9 protein-coding genes, 1 pseudogene and 1 riboswitch are annotated in these 10,514 nt (G+C 74.6%); of the genes and pseudogenes, 7 read left to right on the top strand and 3 right to left on the bottom strand.

Annotation, left to right across the window (positions count from 1 at the left end; all coding sequences use genetic code 11):
* Positions 1–292: 292 nt before the first annotated feature.
* Positions 293–1,501 carry an ornithine--oxo-acid transaminase gene (gene rocD / locus AB0C99_RS38855; protein ID WP_362485120.1) on the bottom strand — a complete coding sequence of 403 codons (1,209 nt, stop codon included), beginning with the start codon at positions 1,499–1,501 and terminating at the stop codon, positions 293–295.
* Positions 1,502–1,606: 105 nt separating this feature from the next.
* Positions 1,607–1,697, top strand: a riboswitch (ZMP/ZTP riboswitch).
* 68 nt (positions 1,698–1,765) lie between these two features.
* Here rocD and glyA point away from each other — a divergent pair.
* The 3 genes from glyA to AB0C99_RS38870 all read left to right on the top strand — a co-directional run bounded on the left by glyA (position 1,766) and on the right by AB0C99_RS38870 (position 4,908).
* On the top strand, positions 1,766–3,049 hold the full coding sequence (gene glyA / locus AB0C99_RS38860; RefSeq protein WP_362485122.1) for a serine hydroxymethyltransferase: 1,284 nt from the start codon (positions 1,766–1,768) through the stop codon (positions 3,047–3,049).
* A gap of 105 nt (positions 3,050–3,154) precedes the next feature.
* Positions 3,155–4,168 carry a tryptophan--tRNA ligase gene (gene trpS / locus AB0C99_RS38865; protein WP_362485124.1) on the top strand — a complete coding sequence of 338 codons (1,014 nt, stop codon included), beginning with the start codon at positions 3,155–3,157 and terminating at the stop codon, positions 4,166–4,168.
* Between the two features lie 143 nt (positions 4,169–4,311).
* Entirely contained in the window at positions 4,312–4,908 is a 597-nt protein-coding gene (locus AB0C99_RS38870; RefSeq protein WP_362485126.1) for a 2'-5' RNA ligase family protein, read from the top strand.
* A gap of 57 nt (positions 4,909–4,965) precedes the next feature.
* Here AB0C99_RS38870 and AB0C99_RS38875 read toward each other — a convergent pair whose 3' ends face one another.
* Positions 4,966–5,721: a decaprenylphospho-beta-D-erythro-pentofuranosid-2-ulose 2-reductase gene (locus AB0C99_RS38875; protein WP_362485134.1), complete on the bottom strand. Its 756-nt coding sequence runs from the start codon at positions 5,719–5,721 to the stop codon at positions 4,966–4,968.
* A gap of 70 nt (positions 5,722–5,791) precedes the next feature.
* A complete protein-coding gene (locus AB0C99_RS38880) occupies positions 5,792–7,192 on the bottom strand; it encodes an FAD-binding oxidoreductase (RefSeq protein ID WP_362485128.1) in 1,401 nt (466 codons plus the stop codon).
* A gap of 202 nt (positions 7,193–7,394) precedes the next feature.
* Between AB0C99_RS38880 and AB0C99_RS38885 the strand changes: the two genes are divergently transcribed.
* The 4 genes and pseudogenes from AB0C99_RS38885 to AB0C99_RS38900 all read left to right on the top strand — a co-directional run.
* The gene (locus tag AB0C99_RS38885) at positions 7,395–7,991 is read left to right on the top strand and encodes a phosphatase PAP2 family protein (protein WP_362485130.1); all 597 of its coding nucleotides are present in this window, start codon (positions 7,395–7,397) and stop codon (positions 7,989–7,991) included.
* A gap of 385 nt (positions 7,992–8,376) precedes the next feature.
* A pseudogene (locus tag AB0C99_RS38890) lies at positions 8,377–9,264 on the top strand (decaprenyl-phosphate phosphoribosyltransferase); the annotation flags it as partial.
* Between the two features lie 110 nt (positions 9,265–9,374).
* The gene (locus AB0C99_RS38895) at positions 9,375–9,782 is read left to right on the top strand and encodes a GtrA family protein (protein WP_362485136.1); all 408 of its coding nucleotides are present in this window, start codon (positions 9,375–9,377) and stop codon (positions 9,780–9,782) included.
* On the top strand, positions 9,770–10,514 hold a 745-nt coding region (locus AB0C99_RS38900), incomplete at its 3' end, for a YihY/virulence factor BrkB family protein (RefSeq protein WP_362485132.1). The genes AB0C99_RS38895 and AB0C99_RS38900, both read left to right, overlap by 13 nt.

Consider the following 10,514-nt stretch of genomic DNA (forward strand, 5'->3'; position numbering starts at 1 on the left):
GAGTGGGCGACAGATCCAGCGTGACGCGGATGGGTTCGGTGCGGATCTTCTTCGCGGCCTCGGTGGTCCTCGGCGCGGCCGGCTCCTGGCTGCCTTCCGGACGTGGCGGCGCCCGGAACGAGCGAAGCGAAGTGGAGGTCGCAGTCCGGAACACCCCCACCCCCGCTCCACCCCCGCCCGGCCACGGGCCGCCCGCGCCCGCCCGGCGCCCCGGGCCCCCTCACTCCCCGGGCCCCCTGCTCACCCCCGGGCCCCTCGCCCCCGGCCCCTCGCCCGCCCCCGGGCCCCCTCCTCACCCCCCGGCCAGCACCTCCCGCAGCTGCGCCAGCCCCCAGTCCAGGTCCTCCTTGCTCACGACCAGCGGCGGAGCGATCCGGATGGTGGACCCGTGGGTGTCCTTCACCAGCACCCCCCGCCCCATCAGCCGCTCCGACACCTCCCGCCCCGTGCCGACCGAGGGCGCCACGTCCACCCCGGCCCACAGCCCGCGCCCGCGCACCTCCTCCACCGCGCCGCCGCCCACGAGCAGCCCCAGCTCCGCGTGCAGATGGTCGCCGAGCTCGGTGGCCCGCTGCTGGTACTCGCCGGTCTCCAGCATCGCGATGACCTCCAGCGCCACCGCGCAGGCCAGCGGATTCCCGCCGAACGTCGACCCGTGCTCACCCGGCCGGAACACCCCGAGCACGTCCCGGTCCGCGACCACCGCCGAGACCGGCACCACACCGCCCCCGAGCGCCTTGCCCAGCACGTACACGTCGGGCACCACGCCCTCGTGCTCGCACGCGAAGGTGCGCCCCGTGCGCCCGAGCCCCGACTGGATCTCGTCGGCCATGAACAGCACGCCCCGCCGCGAGGTCAGCTCCCGCACCCCGCGCAGATAGCCCGCCGGCGGCACCAGCACCCCCGCCTCGCCCTGGATCGGCTCGACGAGCACGGCGACCGTGTTCTCGGTGACCGCCGCCTCCAGGGCGGTGAGGTCCCCGTACGGCACGATCTCGAAGCCCGGCGTGTACGGCCCGTAGTGGGCGCGGGCCTCGTGGTCCGTGGAGAAGCTGACGATCGTCGTCGTGCGGCCGTGGAAGTTGTTGGCCGCCACCACGATCTTCGCGTGCCCGTCCGGCACGCCCTTCACCTCGTACCCCCACTTCCGCGCCGTCTTCACCGCCGTCTCCACGGCCTCCGCGCCCGTGTTCATCGGCAGCACCGCCTCCTTGCCGCACAGCGCGGCCAGCCGCCCGCAGAACTCGCCGAAGCGGTCGTGGTGGAAGGCGCGGGAGGTGAGCGTCACGCGGTCGAGCTGCGCCCGTGCCGCGTCCAGCAGCCGCGGGTTGCGGTGCCCGAAGTTGAGCGCCGAGTACCCGGCGAGCATGTCCAGGTAGCGGCGCCCCTCGACGTCGGTCACCCACGCGCCTTCGGCGGTGGCGACGACCACGGGCAGGGGGTGGTAGTTGTGGGCGCTGTGCGCGTCCGCGGCAGCGATCTCGTCTTGCGTCCTCGACACGGGATCTCCGTTCGTCCTGCGGCCAGGGGCTGGTGTCCCCTTTCTTATCGTCGCTCGGATGCCGGACGGGGAAACCTCGCGTGACGGCACGCCCGCTAGGCTGGAAACACGCACGGCGACTGGCGTACGGGGAAACGACCCCGGGGGAGCCGCGCGCGGCCAGCCACACGAGGTGCCGCCCGCCTGGGCATCACGGGAACCGACCGGGTCCCGTGCGGCGCCGAGGCGTCCCGGGACCGTCCCGCCGAACCCCGGAGCGACGCCATGACGACGCACCCCACCACCCACGCCACCACCCACCCCGCCCTCGCCGCCGCCGATCCCGACCTCGCCGCCCTCGTCGGCGCGGAGGAGCGGCTCCAGGCGGAGACCCTGCGGCTCATCCCGAGCGAGAACTACGTCTCCGCCGCCGTCCTGGAAGCCTCCGGCACGGTGCTCCAGAACAAGTACAGCGAGGGCTACCCGGGCCGCCGCTACTACGAGGGCCAGCAGGTCATCGACCAGGTCGAGAGCCTGGCCGTGGACCGCGCCAAGGCCCTCTTCGGCGTCGAGCACGCGAACGTGCAGCCCTACTCCGGCTCCCCGGCCAACCTCGCCGTGTACCTGGCGTTCGCGAACCCCGGCGACACGGTCATGGGCATGGCCCTGCCGATGGGCGGCCACCTCACCCACGGCTGGGGCGTCTCGGCCACCGGCACCTGGTTCCGGGGCGTCCAGTACGGCGTGCGCCACGAGGACGGGCTGATCGACTTCGACCAGGTGCGCGAGCTCGCGCTCAAGGAGCGGCCGAAGGTGATCTTCTGCGGCGGCACCGCGCTGCCCCGCACGATCGACTTCGCCGCGTTCGGCGAGATCGCCCGCGAGGCCGGCGCGGTGCTGGTCGCGGACGTGGCGCACATCGCGGGCCTGATCGCGGGCGGCGCCCACCCGTCCCCGGTGCCGCACGCCGACGTGGTCTCGACGACCACCCACAAGACCCTGCGCGGCCCGCGCGGCGCGATGCTGATGTCCCGCGCGGAGCACGCGAAGGCCCTCGACAAGGCGGTCTTCCCCGGCCTCCAGGGCGGCCCGCACAACCAGACCACCGCCGCCATCGCGGTGGCCCTGCGGGAGGCGGCCCAGCCCTCGTTCCGTACGTACGCGCACGCGGTCGTCGCCAACGCCAAGGCGCTCGCGGAGGCGCTGCTGGCCCGCGGCTTCGACCTGGTCTCCGGCGGCACCGACAACCACCTGATCCTGATCGACCTGACCCCGAAGGAGGTCCCCGGCAAGATCGCCGCGAAGGCCCTGGACCGGGCGGGCATCGTCGTGAACTACAACACCGTGCCGTACGACACCCGCAAGCCCTTCGACCCGTCCGGCATCCGGATCGGCACCCCGTCCCTGACCTCCCGGGGCCTGGACGTGACGCACATGCCGCAGGTCGCGGAGTGGATCGACCGCGCCGTCACGGCGGCGGGCAAGGGCGACGAGGCGGCCCTGGCCGCCGTGCGCGCGGAGGTCGCCGAGCTGATGGCGGCCCACCCGGCCCCGGGCCTGCCCGCCTGACCGGACCGGCCCCGCGCACCTCCCTCCCCGCCCCGGGAGGGAGGTGCGTCACACGGCAGCGAGGGCAGTCCGGGATCGCGCCGGGCACCTGAGAGAATGATGAGCATGGCCTCTGACAGTCCTCGTGTGCTCTCCGGAATCCAGCCCACCGCAGGCTCGTTCCACCTCGGCAACTACCTCGGCGCCGTCCGCCAGTGGGTGGCGCTGCAGGAGTCCCACGACGCCTTCTACATGGTGGTGGACCTGCACGCCATCACGGTCCCGCAGGACCCCGCCGCGCTGCGCGCCAACACCCGGCTCGCCGCCGCCCAGCTGCTGGCCGCGGGCCTCGACCCGGAGCGCTGCACCCTCTTCGTGCAGAGCCACGTGCCCGAGCACACGCAGCTCGCCTGGCTGATGAACTGCCTCACGGGCTTCGGCGAGGCGTCCCGCATGACGCAGTTCAAGGACAAGTCGGCCAAGCAGGGCGCGGGCAACGCGACCGTCGGCCTCTTCACGTACCCGATCCTCCAGGTCGCGGACATCCTGCTCTACCAGGCCCACCAGGTCCCGGTCGGCGAGGACCAGCGCCAGCACATCGAGCTGACCCGCGACCTCGCGGAGCGGTTCAACGGGCGCTTCGGCGAGACGTTCACGATCCCGGCGCCGTACATCCTCAAGGAGACGGCGAAGATCTACGACCTCCAGGACCCGTCGATCAAGATGAGCAAGTCGGCGTCGACGCCGAAGGGCCTCATCAACCTGCTCGACGACCCGAAGACGACGGCGAAGAAGGTCAAGAGCGCCGTCACGGACACCGACACGGTGATCCGCTTCGACCCGGAGCACAAGGCCGGCGTCTCCAACCTGCTCACGATCATGTCCGTGCTCACCGACACGTCGGTCCCCGACCTGGAGAAGAGCTACGAGGGCAAGATGTACGGCGCCCTGAAGACCGACCTGGCCGAGGTCATGGTGGACTTCGTCACGCCGTTCCGGACCCGGACGCAGGAATATCTGGACGACCCGGAGACGCTGGACTCGGTCCTGGCCAAGGGCGCGGAGAAGGCGCGCGCGGTAGCGGCGGAGACGCTGGCGCAGGCGTACGACCGGATGGGCTTCCTGCCCGCCAAGCACTGAGCCCTGGGGCCCTGGCCACGAGGGTGGTGCAGGCCGCACACTGGCGCCTGCACCACTCGTGCGCACGTCCCGACCCGTGCGCACGCCTCGACTTTCGACGACCGACGAACGACGACCGATGACCGACGACGGAGGAGGACGACGTGGGGACCGTAACGCTCGGCGTTTCGATCGCGGTCCCGGAGCCTCACGGCAGCCGCCTTCAGGAGCGGCGCGCAAGCTTCGGGGATCCCGCCGCGCACGGCATCCCGACCCACGTCACGCTGCTCCCGCCGACCGAGGTGGCCGAGGAGCGGCTGCCGGAGATCGCGGCGCACCTCGCCGGGATCGCGGCGGGCAGCGAGCCCTTCCCGATGCGCCTTGAGGGCACCGGCACCTTCCGCCCGCTCTCCCCGGTCGTCTTCGTCCAGCTCGTCGAGGGCGCGTCCGGCTGCGACCGGCTCCAGGAGCGGGTGCGCGACGCCTCGGGCCCGGTCACGCGCGAGCTGCAGTTCCCGTACCACCCGCACGTGACCGTCGCCCACGGCATCGCCGAGGAGGCGATGGACCGGGCGTTCACCGAGCTCGCCGGCTACGAGGCGGAGTGGCTGTGCCGCTCCTTCGCGCTGTACGAGCAGGGCCCGGACGGCGTGTGGCGCAAGCTGTGCGACTACGAGTTCGGCAGCGGCCGTACGGTCTCGGCGGTGCCGGCCCAGTGCGGCAGCCCGGCCGAGGCCCCGGCGACCACGCCGGCGGTCTGACCCGGGGTCCGACCGGGGGTATCCGACGGGCCCGGGCCCCCTCGGCCCCCCCTCGTGTCACACCGGCAGCCGCCGGAACACCCCGCGCGGCACGTGCCGCAGCGCCGACATCACCACCCGCAGCCCGCCCGGCACCCACACCGTCTCCGAGCGGCGCCGCAGCCCCAGCTCGATCGCGGTCGCGACCGCCTCGGGCGTGGTCGCGAGCGGCGCCTGCGGCAGGCCCTCGGTCATCCGGGTGCGGACGAAGCCGGGCCGGACGACCATCACGTGCACGCCGGTGCCGTGCATCGCGTCCCCGAGGCCCTGCGCGAAGGCGTCGAGGCCCGCCTTGGACGAGCCGTAGATGAAGTTGGCCCGCCGGGCCCGCTCCCCGGCCACCGACGACAGCACCACCAGCGAGCCGTGCCCCTGCGCCTGGAGCGCCTGCGCGCAGACCAGGCCGGCCGAGACGGCGCCGGTGTAGTTGGTCTGGGCGACCCGGACGGCCGCGGGCGGGTCGGACTCGTCGCGCGCCTGGTCGCCGAGGACCCCGAAGGCGAGCAGCACCATGTCGATGTCGCCCTCGGTGAAGAGCTTCCCGAGCCGCTCCTCGTGCGACTCGGTGTCCAGCGCGTCGAAGGGCACGGCGCGCACGTCGGCGCCGAGCGCGCGCAGCGACTCCGCGGCGGCGGTGAGCTCGGGGGAGGGGCGCCCGGCCAGCCACACGAGCCGGGTGCGGCGCGCGATCAGCCGCCGCGCGGTGGCGAGGCCGATCTCGGAGGTGCCGCCGAGAACGAGCAGGGACTGCGGGGCGCCGAAGGCGTCCTTCATGGCGTTCACGCTCCTCAGAGAGACGGGGACGGGGACGGGGACAGGGAGAAGGGGAGACGGGGCCGGGGGCTCACAGCCCCAGGCGGCGGGACAGGTCGGAGACGAACACCCCGGTGGGGTCGAGCCGGGCGCGCAGCTCCCGGAAGTCGTCCAGCCTCGGGTACATCGCGCCGAGCAGCTCGGGCCGCAGCCGCGAGTCCTTGGCGAGGTAGACCCGGCCGCCCGCGGTGACGACCTCCTCGTCGAGCTCGTCGAGGAAGGCGCCGAGGCCGCTGAGCCCGGCCGGGATGTCCAGCGCGAGGGTCCAGCCGGGCAGCGGGAAGGAGAGCCAGCCGGGGTCGGCCTCGCCGAAGCGCTTCAGGACGGCGAGGAAGGAGGGGCAGCGGCGGCTGGCGATCCGCCGCACGACCCGGCGCAGGGTCTCCTCCTGCCCGTACCCGACGACGAACTGGTACTGCACGAAGCCGCCGCGCCCGTAGACCCTGTTCCAGTGCGGGACCCCGTCGAGGGGGTGGAAGAAGGAGCCGAGGGACTGGAGGCGGCCGGTGGAGTGCCGGGGCGCCCGGCGGTACCAGAGCTCGTTGAAGAGGCCGACGGAGTGCCGCCCGAGCAGCCCCTCCGGTACGTACGCGGGGGCGCCCGGCAGCCGGCCGGGGCGGAAGGCGAGCGGGGCCCGGCGGGCCCGGCGGGGCAGCGCCCGGCAGGGGGCGTGGTCGCCTCGGGTGAGGACGGCGCGGCCGGTGGCGGCGCCGCGGGCGAGCAGGTCGATCCAGGCGACGGAGTAGCGGTGCCGGTGGTCGCCCTCGGTGAGCCGGGCCATCAGGTCGTCGAGGTCGGTGGCGCGTTCGGTGTCCACGCGCATCAGGGAGGTCTCGACCGGCAGCAGCCGCAGGGTGACGGAGAGGATCACGCCGGTGAGGCCCATGCCGCCGGCGGTCGCGTCGAAGAGCGGCTCGCCGGGGGCGAGGGTGTGCACCCGGCCGTCGGCGGTGAGCAGGTCGAGGGAGACGACGTGGCGGGAGAAGGAGCCGGAGACGTGGTGGTTCTTGCCGTGGATGTCGGCGCCGACGGCCCCGCCGACGGTGACCCAGCGGGTGCCGGGCGTGACGGGCACGAACCAGCCGAGCGGCAGCAGCACCTCCATGAGGTGGTGCAGGCTGACCCCCGCGTCGCAGACGGCGAGCCCGGCTTCGGCGTCGATGGCGCGGATCCGGGCGAGGCCGGTCATGTCGAGGACGGAGCCGCCGGCGTTCTGGGCGGCGTCGCCGTAGGCCCGGCCGAGGCCGCGGGCGATCGACCCCCGGGCGCCGCAGGCGCGGACGGCGGCGGCGGCCTCCTCGTAGGACCGGGGGCGGATCACGCGCGCGAGGGTGGGGGCGGTGCGGCCCCACCCGGTGAGGGTGTCGACGTCGGCGGGAACGACGGTGAGGTCGACAGGGAGGTCGACGGGGAGGTCGGTCTCGGCAGCCATGGAGGTGACCGTATCGCCGCGAGTGTCGCTTATGCCGGGATTGAGGGGCGGTTCGTCGAAATGGGTGATTAAACGAGTGTCAGGAAAGCGACCCGCCCCCTCCGGCGCCTCCGCCCGTCAGAGTCGCCTCTGGCCCGCCTCCGGCTGAGCGCGGGCCGGAGGCGACTGCGAGGCGCGGAGGCGCCGGACGGGGGCGAGACCGATGCGATACGGGGAGTGGGCGGCCCGCGCCGACCACCGGATCCTGGCGGGCGCGCACGCCCACGGGCGCCGGCCTGCCGTGGCCGCGGCGGCCCGTGCGCTCTCCTTCGGCGGCGAACACGGGGCGCTGTGGCTCGCGGTCGGGCTCGCGGGCGCCGCGCTCGACCCGCCGCGCCGGGGCGGCTGGCTGCGCGGCACGGCGCTGGTCGGCGCGGCGCACCTCGCCAGCATGGGCCTCAAGCGGCTCGTCCGGCGGCCCCGGCCGCACCCCGGGGCGTACCCGCCGCTGGTCCGCACGGCGGGCCGGCACTCCTTCCCCAGCTCCCACGCGGCCTCGGCCGCGGCGGCGGCGGTCGCCTTCGCCGCGCTCCGGCCGCCCACCCGCCCGGTGGCCGTCCCGGCCGCCGCCGCGATGTGCCTCTCCCGGCTCGTCGCGGGTGTCCACTACCCGACCGACGTGGCCGCCGGCGCCCTCCTCGGCGCCGCGACGGCGACGGCGGGGCGGGCGTGGGTGCGGGCGGGGGGCCCGGCGGCGGCCGGTCGCACGGCCGTGCTCACCGGGGCCGTGACCGCCGCCCGGGGAGGCGGCCGTGGCTGATCCCGTCGCCGGTACGGAGGCGGCCGGACCGGCGGGTCCGGGCGCGCCTGCGGGGCCGGCCGGACCTGCCGTCCTCGACGGACCCGCCGTTCTTGACGGCCCCGCCGTCCTCGACGGACCTGCCGTTCTTGACGGCCCCGCCGTGGCCCGGCCCGGGGCGCTTTCCGCGGCGCCTGCGCTTCCCGAGGCCCCCGGTGCCCCGGACTTCCCGGGCGCCCCCAGTACTCCGGGGGCCTCCGGCGTCCCGGGCATCCCCGGCGTCCCCGGCCTCACCGGCGTCCCGGGCGTCCTCGGCGTCCCCGGCCTCACCGGCGTCCCCGGCGTCCCCGGCGTCCCGGGCACCCCCGCCACCCCGGCCACCCCCACCACTCCCACCACCCCCCGCCCCCTAGCCGTACCCCTCGGCCTGCTGCGGACCGCGCGCCCCCGGCAGTGGGTCAAGAACGTGCTCGTCGTCGCCGCGCCCGTCGCCGCCGGGCAGCTCGTGGCCTGGGCGACCGCCGCGCGGCTCGCCCTGGTCTTCGTCCTGTTCACCGCCGCCGCCTCCGCCGTGTACCTGGTGAACGACGCCCGCGACGCCGCCGCCGACCGCGCCCACCCCGTGAAACGGCACCGCCCCGTCGCCGCCGGCCTCGTCCCCGTACCCCTCGCGTACGCGACGGGCGCGCTGCTCGGGCTCGGCGCGGCCGTCGCGGCGGCCCTGCTCTGCAACGCGATGACGGCGCTGCTCCTGGCCGCGTACCTGGCGATGCAACTCGCCTACTGCGTCCGTCTCAAGCACGTCCTCGTCGTCGACCTCGCCGTCGTCGCCACCGGCTTCCTGATGCGGGCGATGATCGGCGGGATCGCGCTCGGCATCCCGCTCTCCCGCTGGTTCCTCATCACCACCGGCTTCGGCGCGCTCTTCATGGTCGCGGCCAAGCGCTACTCCGAGGCCGTGCAGCTGGCGGACACCAGGGGCGCCACCCGGGCCCTGCTCACCCAGTACACGACCGGCTACCTCCGCTTCGTCTGGCAACTGGCCGCCGGGGTCGCCGTCCTCGGCTACTGCCTGTGGGCACTGGAGGGCAGCGGAGCCGCCGCCGACGGCTCGCTGCTGCCCTGGCGCCAGCTCTCCGTCGCCGCCTTCATCCTCGCCGTGCTGCGCTACGCCGTCTTCGCCGACCGGGGCACCGCGGGCGAGCCGGAGGAGGTCGTGCTGCGCGACCGGCCGCTGGCCGTCATCGGCCTGGTCTGGGCGGCGATGTACGGGATGGCGGTCATCGGCCTGTGAAGCGGGGGCCGAAGCCGGGATCGGAGCTGGAATCGGCGCGCGCGCAAGAGCGGGAGCCGGAGCCGGAGTCGGAACAGGAGACGCCCCGCCCCGACCCCCGCCGCCGCGAGCTGCTGGGCTTCGCGCTCTCCGGCGCCGCCGCCTACGCCGCCGACCTCGCCGTCTTCCTCGCCCTCCGGGCGCCCCTGGGTCTCGGCCTGGACCCCGTCCCCGCCAAGTGCGTCTCGTTCCTGGCCGGCTGCACGGTCGCCTACCTCGGCAACGCCCTCGGCACCTACCGCCGCCGCACCGTCACCGCCCGCGAGTACGCGGCCTTCTTCGGGGTGAACCTGGCGGGCGCCGCCGTCCAGTTGCTCTGCCTCGTCGTCTCCCGCCACGGCCTCGGGCTCACCTCCGCGCGGGCCGACACGGTGTCAGGACTCGGAGTGGGCATGGCACTCGCGACCTGTCTGCGATTCTGGGGGAACCGGACCTTGGTGTTCCGACAACGAGAGGCGCGCCCGACATGGACTGGCTGACCAAGCTCCCCGTCGTCGGCCCCTGGGTCGTCCGCTTCATGAGGACTCACGCCTGGCAGGCGTACGAGCGCCTGGACGAGGTCCGCTGGGCCCGCCTCGCCGCCGCCATCACCTTCCTCAGCTTCCTCGCCCTCTTCCCGCTGATCACCGTCGCCGCCGCGATCGGCGCCGCGCTGCTCAGCACCGAGCAGCTCGACAAGATCGAGAACAAGGTCGCCGACCAGGTCCCCGGCATCTCCGACCAGCTCGACATCGGCTCCCTCGTCGACAACGCGGGCACCATCGGGCTCGTCGCCGGCGCCGTGCTGCTCTTCATGGGCATCGGCTGGGTCGGCTCGATGCGCGAGTGCCTGCGCGCGGTCTGGGGGCTGGACGGCGTAGACGAGGGCAACCCCTTCGCCCGCAAGGGCAAGGACACCCTCGTGCTCTTCGGTCTCGCGGGTGTCGGGCTCTGCTCGCTCGCCGCCTCCTGGCTCGGCTCCACCGCCGTCGGCTGGAGCGCCGACCGGCTCGGCCTCTCGCACGACGGCGCGGGCGGCACGCTGCTCCAGGCCGCCGCGCTGCTCGTGGCGATCGGCGCGGACTTCCTGCTGCTGTCGTACGTGCTGACGATGCTGCCGGGCGTCGAGCCGAAGCGGCCTCGCTCATCACCCGCACCACCAACGACGTCCAGCAGATCCAGACCTTCGCCGTGCTCGTCCTCACCATGCTGGTCCCCGCGCCCCTGCTGTG

The sequence above is a fragment of the Streptomyces sp. NPDC048659 genome (assembly GCF_040650575.1).
Classification (GTDB): domain Bacteria; phylum Actinomycetota; class Actinomycetes; order Streptomycetales; family Streptomycetaceae; genus Streptomyces.